We start from the raw sequence: 17,207 nt of genomic DNA on the forward strand, positions 1-17,207 counted from the left end.
AACCGCTGCACCGCCAGGCCCGGCAACTGCCGCAACCCACCCAGATCCTCGAAGTTCGTGGTGAACGCCCGATACCCACCGCCCTCCAGGAACCCCCGCAACCCCAGCTCGATCCGGGCGGCATAGCGCAGCGACTCGGCCCGCTCCCCCAGCAGCGCGGAGGAGACACGGTAGGTGTCGGCGTACTCCTTGACCAGCCGGTCAACCTCCGCATCCAACGCGGCGTCGACCGCCGCGACGAGGTCGTTGACACCGAAGGTGTTGACCGACACCCCGAACCGCAGCTGCGCCTCAACCTTGTCACCCTCGGTCACGGCCACATCACGCATGTTGTCGCCGAACCGGACCAGCCGCAGCGAACGCATCGCCGCATACCCGACCGCGGCACGGGCCCAGGCACCGATACGGGACACCACACGGGGGTCGGACACATGCCCGGCGACGGTCTTGCGGGCCACACCGAGCCGGGACTGGATGTACCCGAACTCCCGGTCACCGTGCGCCGCCTGATTGAGATTCATGAAATCCATGTCGATGTCCGCCCACGGCAGCGCGACATTGGCCTGGGTGTGCAGATGCAACAACGGCGTACGCAACGCGTCCAACCCAGCGATCCACATCTTCGCCGGCGAGAACGTATGCATCCACGCGATCACACCGACCACATTCGGATCGTTACCCGCCTCCAGACACACCCGCAGAATGTCCCCGGCCGAGGTGAGCACAGGCTTCCACACGACCCGCGGGCCGATGTCCGACGCCTCGTCCAGCGCGGCGGCGATCTGCCGGGATTGGTCGGCGACCTGTTCCAGGGTCTCCGGGCCGTACAGACCCTGGCTACCGGTGAGAAACCAGATCTGCTTGTCGTTCATACCGCGGTTCCTTTCGGGGTGTGTTGGCCGTAGACGTTCTGACAGCGACGGAAGGGCGGCCGCAGGCCGCCCTTCCGGTTTCGTGCTCAGGCTCGGGGTCGTGGCGGACGTCTTGTGGACGCCCGCCACGACCAACGTGCGGCGACTACCGAACGACGACGGAGCCAGAGGATGCGAACGATCCGCTCTCGACCACGGCGGCGAGCGCCGACGTGCCCTGGATCGTCACCTTGCCGGGCGTGTGCACGGTGAGGTCGACGAGTGCATCGGTGGTGGAGTTGGCGGAGAAGGTCACGGCGCCGTTCTGCGAGTTGGAGCCGGTGACGATCACCTTCACCGAGTGGCGGCCGCCGTCGTCAGACACGAAGGCGATGCCGTTCACCGCGTCGAACTTGTCCACGTAGATGACGAGGTTGCCGCGAAGCTTCACCGTCATCTCCTGCAGCGCCACCGAAGCGCAACCCGAGGTTGCCGTCCGAGCGTCGACGACGAGATCGGATGCGACCGTGACCTTGCCGGCGTTCACGCTCGACGCCCATGGGGCCATCGTGCAGCCCGGGTTCGCGGTCAGACCCTGCGACGAGCTCGGCGCACCGTTGGCGGCCGCGGTGGCGTTCATCCACTGCCGCCAGGTGATCCGGCCGGCAGCGTTCCCGTCGAACTCCGCCGGCGTGAACCCTGCCACCGTCAGTGCGGAGACCCCGACGCCTGCCTTGACGGTACCGCCGACGATGCCGTGGCTGGTCAGGTAGTCGATGGTCTTGCCGTCGATGACCGTGAACGTGGTGCCGGCCGAGATCGACCCGCCCACCTTCGCCGTGGACTGGAACCGGACCGAGCCGACCGCGAACACCGAACCGCCGACGCTTGGGGTGGAATCGATGGTGACGTTGCCACCCGCGCGAAGGTCGCCGTCGATACGGCAGGTGTTGGTGAGGTAAGCGTTCCCGGTCACCAGAACGTTGCCGGCGACGCGGACCTGCGAGTTGCACGTGAAGTCCCCGCGCACCTGCACGTCGCCCACCGTCACGCTCATCTGGTTGGTCAGGGTCACCGAGCTCTGCGATGTGATCGCCGGGGCGGACGCGACGTGGAGGGTCGTCTCCGACTGGTTGCCCGCGACGTCCACCGCCCGGTAGACCACGGTGTGCTGCGACTTGTCGATCTTGACTGGACTGGTGTAGTCGGCCCAGTCGGCGTCATCGACCTTGACCGTGACGGAGGCCACGCCCGAACCCGCATCGGTGGCGACAACCGTCACCAGTCGATCGGACGCGTTGGCGACGCTGATGCTGGCGTTCACCGTCGGCGCGATCGTGTCCACCTTCACCGTGCTCGACTTCGACTCCTCGACGTTGCCGCTGGTGTCGGTCGAGCGGTACTCCACCTTGTGGGTGCCCTGCTCGTTGAGGGTGACCGGCGTGCCCGTGTAGGCCGTCCACTCACCGCCGTCGAGCCGGTACTGCGTGCTGGCCACGCCGAACGCGTCCTTCGCGTCGAGCTTGAAGGACGGGGCCGTGCGGTACCAGTTGTCACCGCCGTCCGGCTCCGCCGGCGACCAGGTCATGGTCGTCGTCGGGGCCACCGTGTCCTTGCCCACGGTGAGGATCAGCGCGGTCTGCGTGGCGCCGGCCTGGCTGACGTAGTCAGGCAGGGCCAGGTCGCCGATGACGACGTAGCGGCCTGGAGTGTTGACGATGTTCGCGTCGTAGTTCCAGTTGACCGCGATGGCCTGGTTGTCCCGGGAGCCGTCGTTGTAGGAGACGTCCACCTTCTTGGGCAGGTAGGGCTGCTGGCCCACCTCGAGTGTCTGCTCGAACGACTCGGCGCCCTGGATCGAGATGCCGCCCTGCGACATCTCGGGCCGCACGTAGATGTCGGCCTCGACGATCAGGCCGTACGCGTCGTTCATGCCGTAGACGACGAACGGGTCGACGTTCGCCTCCGCGACCATGTCCGGGGTGATCTCCTGCCACCGGATTCCCACGGTGCCGCGGGCGCCGCTGGCGTAGACCGCGTCGAGCGTGCTCGGCAGGGTCGGCACCATGCCGATGCCGGTCCGCATGTACACCGGCGAGCGCACCGAGTCGACGGTCTCGCCGTTGGCACGCCAGCGCAGCACGCCGGTGCCGGCACCGCTGCCCTGGACACCCCAGATGCGGATGCGCAGGAAGCGCGCGGTGATCGGTTCGAAATCGAAGTGGTTGTAGGCGTTGATGTTCAGCCCGTTCGCGTACGACGATCCCTTGTTGAGCGTGACCGGCGTCCACGTGGTGCCGTCCTGGGAGGACTCGAGGGCGTAGGTCGTCGCCGTGGGCCGGCGGGTGCCGCCGTTGTCGTCGTACCAGTAGATGTCGGTCGACGACAGCCGCACCGCCGAGCTCCACGTGTACTGGATCCACGCCGCCTTCGCGAGGGTGGTGCCGTTCTGCGTCGTGCCCCAGTTGCCCCAGCCGTAGCCGGTGCCCGGGTTCGAGCTGCTCGGGTTGGTGGACTCGTTGACGCGCAGCGGGTTCTCCCACGACGCGCTGCCGCTGGTGCTCACCGTCGCCGAGGAGCCGAACTCCGCGCTGACCGCCTTCTTGGTCAGGGTCACGGGGATGGTCGCCACGGACCGCTTCTCGCCGTCGAAGGCGAAGAACCGGAACACGTAGTCACCGGGGAGCGTGCCGGTCACCCGGGTCGTCAGCGCCTTCGGGTCGGAGAAGATGACGCCGGCACCCTGGGGCGCCGAGACCGTCTCCCAGCCGAAGGTGAGGTCGCTGTCGTAGGGGATGCCGTCGTCGCTCGCCGTGGCGACCAGCTTGGTGGACAGGTTGCCGTCGGCCGAGGCGTCACGGGCGACGGACACGACGGGCGCCTGGTTGGTGACCGCCGGAACCGCACGCCCCGAGTTGAAGATCTGGATCTCGGAGATGGCCGTGTAGTACGTCGGGCTGTTCGTGAACACGACGCGCACCTTGCTCGCCGAGACGGTGTTGAACAGCGCCTCGTTGAACTTGGCCGCCGGGACGGTTGGGTTCTTGAACTGGTTCGGAACCTCTTTCCATCCTCCGTTGCCGTCGGGCACCTGGATCCACCAGCGCGAAGGCTCGTGGTAGCCGCCCGCCTGCCGGTCGCTGACGAACGTCACCTTCACGTTGTCGAAGGACTTGGCCGACCCCAGGTCGAGCTCGATGTAGCCGTTCTTCTCCGTGGTGCCGTAGTTGCCCCAGTACGGCTCGTTGGCCGTGTTGCCGTCGGTCACCGCGGCCAGCGACACCGGCCGTTCGGTCTCCGAGATGGCACCGGGCGTGTAGTTCATCGAGGTGCTGCTGTAGCCGGGCGTGTGGAACTGCCGCCACGCCGCCGGCCGCGGACCCTGCTGGGTGTACGAGGAACGCAGGGTGGCGCCCTTCGCCAGGTTCGGCGCGTTCACGGTGAGGTCGATGCCGGCCGTCTTGAGGTAGTCGACGACCCGGCCATCGGTGATGGGGGTGTTCACCGCGCTCGGGAACGCGGTGCTGGTCCCGGCCTGGAAGGTGACGTTCACGCCGCTCTCGGCCTGAACCTGGTTGGTGTTCGGGTCGTAGGTGATCTTGCCGAGCTTGTCGGTGCTGACCTTCTTCTGGCCGTCCACGAACAGGCTGTAGCCGGCGCCCAGGCCGTACTTGCTGCCGGTGGGGTCCCACACGACCGTGAGATCGTGCCCGTGGTAGCGCAGGTTGTTGGCCATGAAGTAGTCGTAGCCGAACTTGATCGGCCACAACTCGATCTTGTCGTCGGAGCGCGGCTGGAGGCCGGCCATGTCCTCGACGAAGATGTAGTTCATGTTGCCGAGCATCACGTGGTTCGGGTTGTTGCGGTTGTAGGTCTTCGTGCTCGCGTTCCAGCCGGAGAAGTACTCGGCCTGGTTCGGGATACGCATGTCCGCGCCCGGGTAGACGCTCCACGCCATCCAGTCCAGCAGCCGCTTGGCGTACTCCGGAGTGATGTACTTCTGTTGCGGGTCGTAGTGGCGCAGCGCCGACCGGACACCGCGGTACTGCACGGTGAAGTTGATGTTGGAGAAGTTGTTGGAGCCGCCGATCCCGTACGCCGTCCGGTCATACTGGTTGGCCGTGTAGAACGGGAAGATCGGGAAGTTGTCGTCGTACGTCAGGAACCGGAAACCGTCCACGTACTGCTGCCACTGGTCGTACGGGATGAGGTCCTCGGCGTAGATGTCGTAGAGGTTCGACTCCTTGGCCGGGATCAGGTTGCGGGCCGCCACCGGCAGCGGATTGGCCGTGCCGTTGGAGCTCGCCCCGCTGGTGGCCCCGTACGACGTGCGGGTCAGGAACATCCGCATGTCGGGGCTCCACAGGTTACTGAGGATCGAGTCGCGGATGTTGTCGGCGCCGGTCGCCATCTGGTTGACCTTGGAGGGGTCGGCACCGGCGATCTGGTAGAGCTGCCGGGCGGCGTCGAAGTCGCCCCACACGTACGCCGACTCCGGGCGCTCGATCGTGCGCGAGCCGGCTGCGGTGGCGTTGGACTTCGGGAAGCCGAACGAGATGGCGTCGGCGTCGTTACCGGCCATGTAGTTGGTGTCGTAGGCGATGAGATTGTTCTTGTTGCCGTCGTAGTGCTCGAGCTGGCCGACGCCGTCGCCCTCGAAGTACTGGGCGAACTTCTGCGCGATCTCCTGGCCGCCGCCGTGCACCTGGTAGGCCTCGAGCCCGGCGGTGCCGACGTACTGCGAGTAGTGGTTGTTCCAGCTCGTGTGGCCGGGGCTGTCCAGGAAGGCCGACGAACCCGACAGCTCACCGATGTTGAGGATCTCGCCGTAGGGCAGGTACGGCGTGCGAATCCACTTGGTGTCCTGCAGGTGCATCGGCTGGGTCAGCGCGATGGAGTTCTGGTAGAGGTTCGCGCCCTCGACCGTGGTCGGGTACTGGTAGACGTAACCGGGCGTGTTGGCGTCCAGGCTGTTGTAACGCTCACCCCACCAGCGGTAGACGATGGCCTTCTCGAGCGCGGGGTCAGGCACGTTGATGTAGGGGATGTCCTGCGCCCAGCGGCGGTTGAACTCGGTGATGCCCGAGCGCACGGCGTCGGACGGCGCCATCGCGGCGTAGTCCTTGTAGCTCGCGACCGTCTGGGGCAGCGTCGCCGAGGAGACGGCGCCGACGACCGACAGCGACACCTTGCCGCCGGCGGGCACGGTGATCGTGCGGTCGAGGTTGGTGCCGTTGCGGGTGAAGCCGGCACCGGTCAGGTCGACCTTCACCGTGTTCCACGGGGTGTCGACGAGTCCGTTGTTCGACCCACTGGTGATGACCCGGCTGCCGGTGAGCTCGGCGTCGCTCTCCCCGGCCGCGGTGGCCAGCGGCGAGGCCGCGCGGACCGTGAACGTCGCCGCCGAGCTGCCCGGGTTGTTGAAGTCGATGGCGGTGACCGCGACGTTGTCGTACGTGATGAACTTCGTCAGATTGGCGGTGACGCCGGTGCTGCCGATCGTGTACTGGTCCTTGGCGTGGCTGGGCGCGTTGAACCGGTTTGCGCTGACCTCGGTGACGGTCTGTCCGGTGACGGTGACCGTGTACAGGTTGCCGAGGTTGTTGGGGCCGCCGACGTACGTCGTGCCGGCGAAGCCCATGGTGGTGAAGTTGGCGGTGTTCGAGCCGCGCATGTACAGGGAGCGGCCCCTGGTCATCAGGAAGGGTGACCCGATGGTCCCGCTGACGCCCAGAATGCGGTCGAGGTAGTAGTCCGTGCCGCCGGCGGCGAGGTCCTTCTCGAAGATGGACTGGTGCATGCTCGACGCGGTGAACGGCACCCCGGGCACGAGTTGCGCGGCGACGTTGCCGACGTTGTTGTAGACCGGGTCCCCGATCTCCATGGCGTGTTTCTGTCCGTTGGTGTATTTACCTACGTCACCCTCATTGCCCGGCAGGATCGGGCTGGCGGCGTGGGCTATGGACGCCACGCCGGCCACCCCTCCCACCATGAGTGCGGCTACGGTGACCCAGATGGGTCCCCGCTTCAGCCGTCTCGTGAACATGTTCTACCTCCTTGATACCGGCGCGGCCGGATGTGTTTCGGGGGTGACCAGCGCGCGCACTCGTGTGGGGTGGTGAGGCCGGTGAACCGCATGCGGTTTCCACCGCAAGGTCGGCGGGAGAGCGGCGTAGCCGATGGCGCCACGGCTCGCCGTACACATGTGGCATGAATTGGACAGAATCAATGGAGTGCAGAATGTCGCTGCGCGCCGCCGAGCTGGTCCGGTCGCTGCGCACCAGCGGCCGGACCCCGGCCCGATCAGCCCTTCTGCAGTGACTTCGTGATGGCGGAGTTGCCCGATTCCAATGCCGTCGCCGCGTCGGCGAACAATGCGCCCCGGCACGTGGCGAGCCACGGGCTCTGCGGGTCGTTGAAGGAGGCGTTGAAGTTCTTGGCGTACGGGGTCTTGCCGCTGGCCACGATGCCGTTGATGGTGGCGATGCGCGGATCGGCCGTCGAGTACTTGTTCGAGGCCAGGTCGGTACGGGTGGGCACGCCCTTACCCTTGGCGATGACCTCGATCTGCGCGTCGTCGGACATCGTCCAGGCCAGGAAGTCCCATGCCTGCGCCGCCTTCTTGCTGGTGGCCCCGATGCCGATGGCGTCACCGCCGACGAAGGTGGACGAGCCGCCGTTCATACCCGGGATCGGGGCCACCCCCATCTTGATGCCCTTCTCCTCGATCAGACCGAGCCAGACCGAAGGCCCCGGCGCGATGCCGATCTTGCCGCTCTCCAGCGCCCCGAGCCAGGTCGGACCCGCCTCGTCCTTGGACGCCGGCGCGGCCACGCCCTCCTCGTACAGCTTGCGGTAGAGCGCGAAGACGTCGGCCATCTCCTTGGAGTTGAGCGTCGCCTCGGTGCCTCCGGGGTTGATCACATCGCCCCCGCTGGCCCACACCGAAGGCCAGAACGTGAACTCGATGCAGCCACCACAGTTGCCGCCGAAGTACGTGCCGTGCACGTCACCACCGAGCTTGTTGACCGCCCGTGCCTGGTCGGCGAACTCCTGCATCGTGGTCGGCGGCTTGTCCGGGTCCAGACCCGCCTTCTGGTACAGGTCCTTGTTGTACAGCATGACGGACATGTCGATCGTGTGTGGTACGGCGTAGTTCTTGCCCTGCCACGTACCCGCCCGCACATGCGCCGGGGCGACCTTGTCCTTGACCGGCAACGCCGCGAACCTGTCGGTGATGTCGAGCCACAGCCCCTGCGACGCGTACTGCGGCGCGAAGACCACGTCCGAGGCGAACATGTCCGGCAGCGCCTTCGCGCCGGCGGCCGAGGCCAGCTTCGCCGGGTACTCCTCGTTCGGGTACGCCGCCACCTCGACCTTGTTCTTGTGGCTCGCGTTGTACGCCGCCGCGTACGCCTTCGAGACCGACTCGGTCGCGGCCCGAGTCCATAATGTCAATGTACTGCCGTCGTCGAGACTCGCACTCGCCGCAGGAGTGTCGCCGCTCTCACCCTTGGTACAGGCCGCGAGGCCCAGCGTGAGAACCATCGCCGACGCGACCGCACCAGCCACCCTGGCGAGGGAACGGGTTCTCATGGTGTCTCCTTCCGAACTGCATGTCTTGCCGGTGGTGGTGTCTAGTCGGTTGTGCGCCCGGCGGGAAGGCCGGACCAGGAAATGTGTCAAAGTTGTGGCAGCCAGACCCGCATGGTCGACGGTCCGCGGCGTGCCCACTGGTAGTAGGGAACGAGCGTTATCGAGACCGGCTCGCCGGCGCTCGGCGTCGGCTCCTCGCGGTGGTACGCCAGCGCGCCGTCGCGGTAGGCGCGCAGAACTCCCCGCGCCGAGGTGCCGTTGTCCGTGTCGTCCGGCTCGGCGCTCGGGTCGACCCGGAGGTCGTCCAGCGACCGCCCGGGCAGGTCGACCGACTCGGCGCAGAGCACGAGCGGCCCGCGCTCGGCCGCGACGCATCCGCGGATCGCGTCGATGCGTGGATCGGGAAAGACCCACCGGCTGCGGACGGGTAGGCGCAGCACGATCTGGTCACCGACGGCGAACGGCCGGTGGATGGTGGTGATGCCCGGCCGGCGGTCAGTTCCCGGATCTCGCGATCGCGACCTTCGTCGCCGGTGCGGCCGTGATCCCAGGCCATCGCCTCGACCAGCTTGAAGACCTCGGAGTCGGAGAACTCGCGTCCCCGTCGCTCGCGCGAACCCTGCCCAGCCTTGGCGGCGACGAAGTTGCCCGTCCAACCCAGCCGATCCAGCCAGGTCCGGGCATGACCGATCGACGCCTCGCTGACGACCTGTTGACGCCGGCCCCAGAAGCCGCCGGCGATGCGGACCTGGCCGAGGCCGAGCGGGCGCAGCGCACCGCGGGACGGGACGACCGGGCGTCCGCCGGCGGAATCGGCCTCCGCTCGAACCACCGTCATGGCTGCCTCCGTCTAGTCTTCGTTCAGCGATCTCGCGCCTGCGGAAGACGATGAGGGACGAAAACGTTTTCGGCAAGGTTACATTTATGTAACATCCGGCGCTGGTTGATGCATCGAAGTACAGAAGATTCGATCCTGGCTCCACCTCGAAGGGAGCCGCTACGCTGCTTCTCATCGCCTACGACCACACCCGGTGAGCGCCCGAACGAGACCGAAAGGCTTTCCGAAAGGATTTCAATGAGCCCGCAAACCCGCTCCGTGACCCTCGGTGACGTCGCCAAGCGAGCCGGCGTCTCGGTCGCTACCGCCTCAAAAGCCCTCAATGATCGGGACCAGGTCGCGGAGACGACCCGGTGGCGGGTGCAGCAGGCCGCAGCGGAGTTGGGATACCGGCCGAATGTGCTCGCCCGCGGCCTGATCTCCGGGCGTACCCGCACGATCGGGCTGCTCACCGATGAGCTGAGCGGCCGCTTCTCAATCCCGATCATGCTCGGCGTCGAGATCGCCGTCGGCAGCCAGGAGATGTCCGTCGTGCTCTGCGACGCGCGCGGGGACGCCATCCGCCGCCAGCACTATGTTCGCGCTCTGCTCGCACGGCAGGTCGACGGGTTCATCGTCCTCGGCGATCGCAACGACGTCCGCCCCTCACTCAGCCACGACATCCCGGTTCCGGTCGTCTACGTGTACGGCGAGTCGACCCATCCCGATGACCTGTCGGTGCTGGCGGACGACGCCGGCGGCGCACGGCTCGCCGCGAAGCATCTCGTCTCGTTGCAGCGCCGTCACATCGGGCACATCACCGGACCGGCGAGCTACCGGCCCGCGCGCGACCGGGCCACGGCGCTGGCCGAGGTGCTCGACGAGGCCGGCCTCCGACTGGCCGGCGAGGCACTCTACGGCGAATGGTCGCGACGCTGGGGCCGGCACGCCTCCCGAATCCTGCTCACCACCTCGCCCGAGGTGGATGCGATTTTCTGCGGAAATGACCAGATCGCCACGGGGGCCTGCGACACGCTGACGGCCATGGGCCGCCGCATCCCGGAAGATGTCGCGATCGTCGGCTACGACAATTGGGACGTCTACGCCGCCGATGGACTCCCTCCACTGACCACGGTGGACCTGAATCTGGAGCAGCTGGGGGGCACCGCGGTCGAGCACCTGATCGCCGCCATCGATGGACAGCGTCGCTCGGGTGTCATCCGCCAGCAAGGCCGGCTTGTCGTTCGGGAGTCGACAGTTCCACGGTAAGTAACCGCACGGCGGCCGGAAGGCGGGTCAGTCAGGCCCGAGCGATGTCGCGCCACCGCAGCAGCCCGTCGCCACCGGCCCCGGCCAGGTGCCCGTCGTAGCCGGCGATGATGGTGCGGTCACCGGCCGAGCCGAGATCCGTCCAGGCCGACTGCGTGACGGTCGGCAACCGGGTGCGCAGCCGGCGGTTACGGTCGACGGCGAAGAGCAGCCCGCCGGCCGCGGTGAGAGCGACCGCACCCTCCGCGTCTCCGGCGTCGGGCCAGCCGTGGTCCCCCTCGGCGAGCCGGGCCAGGGGCAGGCAGCGGAGCCGGTCGTCCTCGGTGACGGCGAAGAGCGAGCCGTCGGCGCTGGCGAGCGCCAGGACCCCGTCCGGCGCGGTGCCGATCTCCTGCCACGGCGCGGGTTCCCGGATCGGCTCCCGATGCAGCAGCCGCCCGCGCCGCGTCACGGCGTACAGCCCGACCGCCATCCCGCCGACGGCCTCCCGCGGCGCCGCGAGGCAGACCGGCGGATCCTGGGACGCCTCCTCGGACGGCGCGGGTAAGGCCGGGTGCCAGCGGAGGTTCTGGGCGCAGGCGGCGCGGACCAGGAGAGTGCCGTCCGGGGTCAGCGCCCAGAAGGCGTGCTCGCACGCGACCAGCGCGGCCAGTTCCGGGACCGGGCCGATCGCGTCCCAGCGGGCCGGGTCCGGGGGCGCCGACAGCCGATCCAGGACGTTGCGGGTGATCCGGTCGACCACGTCGTCGGCGAGCGTGTTGCCCCAGTTCACCGTCGCCGCGTTGAACACCGTGCCGGCGCCCAGCCGGAACACGCCCATCGTCGCGTGGCCGCCCTGGCCGTACCGGCGCCAGTGGCGCAGGTCCGCGGTCGCCAGGACGACGAACGACGGCGGCGTGCCGTCGCCGCCGGTGATCCGCGGCACGCCGTCGACCTCCTGGTACAGCGCGGCATCCGTCTCGTACCCGACCGCGCCGAGCGCGAACCGGTCGCCGTCGCGCAGGCCGGTGCCGGCGAACACCCAGTGCTCGGCAAAGCGCGCCGTGTAGTCGGTCTCCTTCATGACGTCCATGAAGTCGCCCCATGCGCCGGCGCCGTGGCGATAGCCGACGCCGGTCATCGTGTTCTCCGGGCGGTGCACCGGGGCCGCCGCCCACTCGACCGTCGTGCGCGCCGGGTCGAGCGCGGCGACGGGGTCACGAACCGGGTCGCGGTAGCAGACCATGGTGCGGCCGCCGTCCTCGAAGCGGACCTGCCAGTACGCCGTGTTGGCGGCGAAGTACGCGACGTTGCCGCCGGCCGCGGTGAAGGACTCGACGGCGTCGCGCATCTCCTTCGACCAGTACTCGTCGTGGCCGTTGACGACGAGCAGGCGATACCCGCGCAGCAACGCCGGGCCATCGGCGTGCAGGTCGAGGTTGGAGCAGTAGTCGACCCGGTACCCGGCCGGGCGCAGCCAGCGCAGCAGCCCGTCCTCCCAGCGCTCCGGGGGCGGTCCGCCGCCGGGGCGGTCGAACGACACGCGGGCCGCCCGGGTCGGCTCCTCGGCGTAGTAGAGGCTCTCGCCGGGGACACCGGAGCGGTTGTACGCCTGCCAGGTCGCGAACGGCAGCGAGACGAGGATGGCGGCGGACGGAGTGCCGGCCGGGCGGCGCACCACGAAGTACACCTCATGGCTACGCATGGTGAAGACGGCCCGGTAGAGGGAGCTGGGCCAGTCCTCCGGAACGGTCAGAGTCCACACGGGACAGTCGACGTCGGCCGTCAGGAGCGGGCGGTCGTCGGTGGCGTCGTGGACGGTGACGGTGTCCGGTCCGGGGCCCAGCAGGGTGAAGCGCAGGGTCCCGCCGGGGATGCAGGAGGTGGCGTCGGCGTAGGCGGGCAACGGCCTATGCGGCGACGGTGAGCGCGCCGAGCGCTTCCGCCACGAGCAGCGTCTCGATGCCGCGCAGGTGCGCCTCCACCTGGGCGTGGTCGAACACGCTGGTGTCGGCGAACAGGGTGAGGTCGAGCGCGCCGGGGACGGCGTTGACGTGCAGGAAGTAGCGGGCGCCGTAGTGCTCGACCGGTTCCCAGGTCAGCGTGGTGCGCGGCAGGGCGGCGCGGACGGCGTCGGCGGTGACGCCGACCGCGGCGGAGACGGGGGTCTGCGCGTCGAAGCGGCGGTCGTTGAACGAGCAGGACAGGTCGACGTCACCGAGCCGCGCGACGAGGGTGTCGAGGGCGACCGGGTCGTACTGCGCGTGCAGGTACGCCTGGATCGAGGCCTGCATGGCCCGGCCGATGACCGGCCCGAGTTCGTCGTCGCCGACCTCGATGACGCACAGGCCGTCCTGCGAGGCGGGCCCGACCGAGTCGGCGAGGCCGGGGCGGAACCGGTTGCTGACGATGATCTGCAGGACGGCCTCGCGGGTGCCGGTCTGGCGGGCGAGCTGGACCGCGGCGGCGGCGAGGATGACGGCGGAGGTGCTGACCCGCTCACGGTCGGCCAGCAGGCTGACGGCCTGGTCGCCGGCGGGTGAGCTGAGCGTGGCGCTGACGAACCGGGGCTCGCCGGCGGGCTCCCCGAACCGGCTGTGCGCAACGGCGCGCATACGGCGCTCCCAGTACCGCAGCGCCTTCTCACTCTGCCGTCGCCCGGCGTCGGACTGCTGGTACAGCGCCTGGTCGTACGGCTGCCGGTCGGGCGGATCAAGGGTGGGACGGCCGGCGAGGCTGTCCAGGACGTCGCGCACGAGCGCGGTGAGCCCGCCCCGGTCGGTGACGAGGTGGCAGATGGCGAAGACGGCGTGCGTGACGACGTCGCCGACGCGCACCGCACCGACCCGCAGCGGCCATTCGTTCGGGTAGTCGAACGCCGGCTCGGTGAGCCTTCGCTGCAGTTCCCGGGCCGCGACGCCGGCCTCGTCCCGCCCGGCGTCGATGACCTCCAGCTCGATGATGCCGTCCTGCGCCACCATCTGCCGCGGCCCGTGGACCTCGTCGACCCGGACCCTCGTGCGCAACGACTCGTGGCGGGCCATGATGAACGCCACCGTGTCGGTGATTCTCGGCAGCGGCGTGTCGAAGGAGATGCCCTCGTCCTCCAGGGCGGTGACCCAGCTCATGTTGAGGCTCGCGTCGTCGGGCACGAGCCGCTGGATCGCCCGCCAGATTGCGATCTGGCCCCAGCTGAGCCCGCATTCGCCGCCCCGCGCACCGGTGAACCCGATGGGGATCCGTTCCGTCATCGCTGCCCGGCTTTCGTCAGGGTAAGACTTCGGCGCCTCATTGAATCCAGGTCGTTCAACGCCTGTCAATACAGCGGCAACCCGACCATCGCGGTCCTGGCGGCAGTGGTCCGGCACCCGCCGAGGGCGTCGTGGACTCGATAGGCCGGGCGGCGTTGGGGCAGGTCGTGGCGCCCTGATCGGCCTGCGCCGAGGCGGCTGCCGCACCGCCCGTCAGCGGGCGGCGGGGTTCGGTGCGGGTTCGAGTAGACTGGCGGCGCGGCCCGCCCGATCATGGCTGGTCGCGGTTCGATGTCCGACGCCACGCGCCGCGACCGAGACGGTCAGCGCCGGGGCGGGACGTCCCTTCGACGTACGGAGCCTTCATGGCGGCACGCCGCCCGAAACAGACCACCTCGCCCAACTCCCCGACCTTCGCCGACCTCGGCGTGCCCGACGCGCTCGTCCGCGTGCTGGCCGCGACCGGGGTGGACCGGCCGTTCCCGATCCAGGCCGCGACCCTGCCCGACGCGCTCGCCGGCCGGGACGTGCTCGGCCGGGGCCGCACCGGATCTGGCAAGACCTACGCCTTTGTCCTGGCCGTGCTCACCCGCCTGGCCGCCGGTGCCGCGCCACGGCGGGCCGGGCGGCCCCGGGCGCTGATCCTCGCACCCACCCGAGAACTGGCCGCCCAGATCGACGCCGTGATGGCGCCGCTGGCCAAAGCGCTGTCGCTGCGGACGATGACCGTCTTCGGAGGCGTCGCCGCCGGGCCCCAGATCGCCGGGCTGCGCGCCGGGGTCGACGTCCTGGTGGCCTGCCCCGGCCGGCTCGCCGACCACGTCGAGGCCGGCCACGCCCGCCTGGACGCCGTCGAGATCACCGTGCTCGACGAGGCGGACCACATGGCCGACCTCGGCTTCCTGCCCACCGTGCGGCGGCTGCTGGAGCAGACCCCGCGCGACGGGCAACGCCTGCTGTTCTCGGCCACGCTGGACGCCGGCGTCGACGTGCTGGTACGCCGGTTCCTCGCCGATCCGGCCGTGCACAGCGTCGACTCGAAGCTCTCGCCGGTCGCCGCGATGACCCACCACGTCCTGCACGTTCACGCCGAGGATCGCTTCGCCGTGCTGGTCGAACTGACCGCCGCGCCGGGCCGGACCGTCGTGTTCACGCGCACCAAGCGGGGCGCGAAGACGCTCACCCGCCGGCTGGTCGCGGCCGGCGTGTCCGCCGTGGAACTGCACGGCAACCTGGCCCAGACCGCGCGCACCAGAAACCTGCGGGCGTTCTCCGACGGCGACGTGCGCACACTGGTCGCCACCGACATCGCCGCCCGCGGCATCGACGTCGAGGACGTCGCCCTGGTCGTACACGCCGACCCGCCGGCGGAGCACAAGGCATACCTGCACCGCTCGGGCCGCACCGCCCGGGCCGGCGCGACGGGCACCGTCGTCACGCTGATGACCGACGGCCAGGCGCCCGAGGTACGGGAGCTGACCCGCAAGGCGGGCATCGCGGCGACCACCACCCGGCTCCGCCCGGGCGACGCGCTGCTGCGCACCCTCGCGCCCGGGGAGCGGACGCTGGTCCCGCAGCCGGCGTCGCCGCCCGCCGCCGCTCGGCCCGAGGCGCAACGGCAGAACGCGCAACGCCGTGAAGCACAGCCCGCTCAGAGCGACCGCGGCCGGCGCGGCGGCAAGTCGACGCCGACCGTCTCGACCCACTCCGCACCGGCGCGATCCGGCGCGGCGGCGTTCTCCGCCCGGGCCCGGCCCGCCGCCCGCCGCGGTGGGCGCTGAGCGCCAGGGCCGGGTACCGAGACCTCGTGACTACTGCCGATCGCCTTGCCGGTGCTTCGTTCTCGACTTGGCGGTTCGGGCGATCCAACGCCCGTCGCGATGCTCGACCTCGACCGGGTAATCGAACGCTGTGGTCACGTTCTCGCTGGTGAGTACCTCGCTGGTCGGGCCTGCGGCGACGATCCGGCCGTCGGCGAGCAGCAGGGCGTGGGTGGTCGTTTCGGGGAGTTCCTCAAGGTGGTGGGTAACGAGGATCGAGGTGAGGTCGGGGTGGGTGTGGCAGAGCAGGTCGATGGTGTCGAGCAACTGCTCGCGGGCGGCGAGGTCGAGGCCGGTGGAGGGCTCGTCGAGCAGGAGGAGGAGCGGGTCGGGCGCGAGGGCTCTGGCGATGAGGGTTCGTCCGCGCTCGCCCTGGGAGAGGGTCGGCCAGAGATCGTCGGCCTGGTTGGCGAGCCCGAGCAGGTCGATGAGGTGGTGGGCACGGGCGAGCTCCTCCCGGTTCGGCTGCCACCGCATCGGGGTCTCGATGGTGCCGGTGATGCCGGTGAGGACGATCTCGGTGACCGTCAGCGGTGAGCGCAGCGGGTGGCGCGGGTTGACGTGGCCGATGTGGCGGCGCAGCGCCTGCAGTTCCACCCGGCCGAGTTGATGGCCCAGGACGTGAACGGCGCCGCTCGTCGGATGGACCACCGCGCCGCAGAAGCCGAGGATGGTGCTTTTGCCGGCCCCGTTCGGTCCGAGCATCACCCAATGCTCGCCCCGGGCCACGGTGAAGGACACGCCGTGGAGGATCTCCTTGGCGTCGCGGCGGAAGGTGACGTCGAGCAGTTCGAGCACCCTCTGCGACGCGGTACCGATCTTCAAGGGAACCTCACTTCTGACGGTGCCGGGGCTGTGGACTTGACCAACGCGATCAGCTCGTAGGCGGCGCTTGCGGCGCCGTCCGGGTCCCTGTCCTGGATCGCGCGAAGCAGTCGTGCGTGGGCGTTGCCCACTTCCGGGTCCTCAGGCAGCACCGAAGTCTGCTCGATGGATTGGTCCATCAGCTCAGCCACCGCGGTATGCAGCCGGACGAGCACCGGGTTGCCGCTGGCGTGGATGACGGCCCGGTGGAAGGCGCTGTCGGCCTTGGCGTATGCGATCAGATCTCCGGAGTCGTGCGCTCGGGTCCTGGCCTCGAGGCTGACCGCCAGCTCGTGCAATGCCGTCGGGGTCGCCTGCTGGGCCGCCAGCCGGGCACTGACGGCTTCGAGGCCCCCTCGGGCGTCGAGGACGTGGTCGAGCGTCGACAGATCGTCGCGGACGAGTACCCCGGTGATCTCGTTGGTGGCGCGCACGTAGGTCCCGTCGCCGATGCGGGGCTCCAGCAGGCCGGTGATGCTCAGCCCGCGCAGCGCCTCACGCACCGTGGCCCTGCTCACGTTGAGTTCGGCGGCCAGTTCGTGTTCGCCGGGAATCTTCTGGCCGATCGCCCATCGCCCGGACGTGATCAGTTCGCGGAACTGGTCTGCGACCTGCGTGACCAGCGGGGCGTGACGTACAGGTCCGCGCATCATCCGCGCATCACTTGACTTCCGTCGTTCATGACCGCCGTCCGCCCTCCTCGCCAGCCGCCCTCGAATCGCGCACCAGCGTAGTGCAAATGTCTTACATCTGCACCAAG

9 protein-coding genes and 1 pseudogene are annotated in these 17,207 nt (G+C 69.3%); 2 read left to right on the forward strand and 8 right to left on the reverse strand.

The genetic code is table 11. From position 1 onward, the window contains the following. From ACGFI8_RS44545 to ACGFI8_RS44560, 4 genes and pseudogenes are all read right to left on the reverse strand, one after another. A pseudogene (locus ACGFI8_RS44545) lies at positions 1-872 on the reverse strand (L-arabinose isomerase); the annotation flags it as partial. 145 nt (positions 873-1,017) lie between these two features. Next, a complete protein-coding gene (locus ACGFI8_RS44550) occupies positions 1,018-6,897 on the reverse strand; it encodes an OmpL47-type beta-barrel domain-containing protein (RefSeq protein WP_392814282.1) in 5,880 nt (1,959 codons plus the stop codon). Between the two features lie 257 nt (positions 6,898-7,154). After that, on the reverse strand, positions 7,155-8,447 hold the full coding sequence (locus ACGFI8_RS44555; RefSeq protein WP_392814284.1) for an ABC transporter substrate-binding protein: 1,293 nt from the start codon (positions 8,445-8,447) through the stop codon (positions 7,155-7,157). 86 nt (positions 8,448-8,533) lie between these two features. Beyond that, entirely contained in the window at positions 8,534-8,887 is a 354-nt protein-coding gene (locus ACGFI8_RS44560) for a hypothetical protein (RefSeq protein WP_392814287.1), read from the reverse strand. A 635-nt stretch (positions 8,888-9,522) separates the two neighbouring features. On the opposite strand from ACGFI8_RS44560, the gene ACGFI8_RS44565 reads away from it, so the two are divergent. Then, complete coding sequence (locus ACGFI8_RS44565) at positions 9,523-10,533, forward strand: LacI family DNA-binding transcriptional regulator (protein WP_392814346.1); 1,011 nt, start codon at positions 9,523-9,525, stop codon at positions 10,531-10,533. Between the two features lie 31 nt (positions 10,534-10,564). Here the strand turns inward: ACGFI8_RS44565 and ACGFI8_RS44570 are convergent, their stop codons facing one another. Both ACGFI8_RS44570 and ACGFI8_RS44575 read right to left on the reverse strand, forming a co-directional pair. After that, positions 10,565-12,418, reverse strand: a complete 1,854-nt coding sequence (locus tag ACGFI8_RS44570; protein WP_392814289.1) for a N,N-dimethylformamidase beta subunit family domain-containing protein — start codon at positions 12,416-12,418, stop codon at positions 10,565-10,567. Between the two features lie 4 nt (positions 12,419-12,422). Then, a complete protein-coding gene (locus ACGFI8_RS44575; protein ID WP_392814291.1) occupies positions 12,423-13,763 on the reverse strand; it encodes a condensation domain-containing protein in 1,341 nt (446 codons plus the stop codon). Positions 13,764-14,128: 365 nt separating this feature from the next. Here ACGFI8_RS44575 and ACGFI8_RS44580 point away from each other — a divergent pair, with 365 nt between their 5' ends. Beyond that, a complete protein-coding gene (locus ACGFI8_RS44580; protein WP_392814293.1) occupies positions 14,129-15,544 on the forward strand; it encodes a DEAD/DEAH box helicase in 1,416 nt (471 codons plus the stop codon). A 30-nt stretch (positions 15,545-15,574) separates the two neighbouring features. On the opposite strand, the gene ACGFI8_RS44585 is transcribed toward ACGFI8_RS44580, so the two are convergent. Beyond that, positions 15,575-16,408 (reverse strand): ABC transporter ATP-binding protein, encoded by an 834-nt coding sequence (locus ACGFI8_RS44585; RefSeq protein WP_392814304.1) that lies wholly within the window; start codon positions 16,406-16,408, stop codon positions 15,575-15,577. Further along, positions 16,405-17,100: a FadR/GntR family transcriptional regulator gene (locus ACGFI8_RS44590; RefSeq protein WP_392814305.1), complete on the reverse strand. Its 696-nt coding sequence runs from the start codon at positions 17,098-17,100 to the stop codon at positions 16,405-16,407. Before ACGFI8_RS44590 ends, ACGFI8_RS44585 begins: the two co-directional genes overlap by 4 nt. Between the last annotated feature and the right edge of the window lie 107 nt (positions 17,101-17,207).

Source organism: Dactylosporangium sp. NPDC048998, assembly GCF_043197855.1.
Classification (GTDB): domain Bacteria; phylum Actinomycetota; class Actinomycetes; order Mycobacteriales; family Micromonosporaceae; genus Dactylosporangium.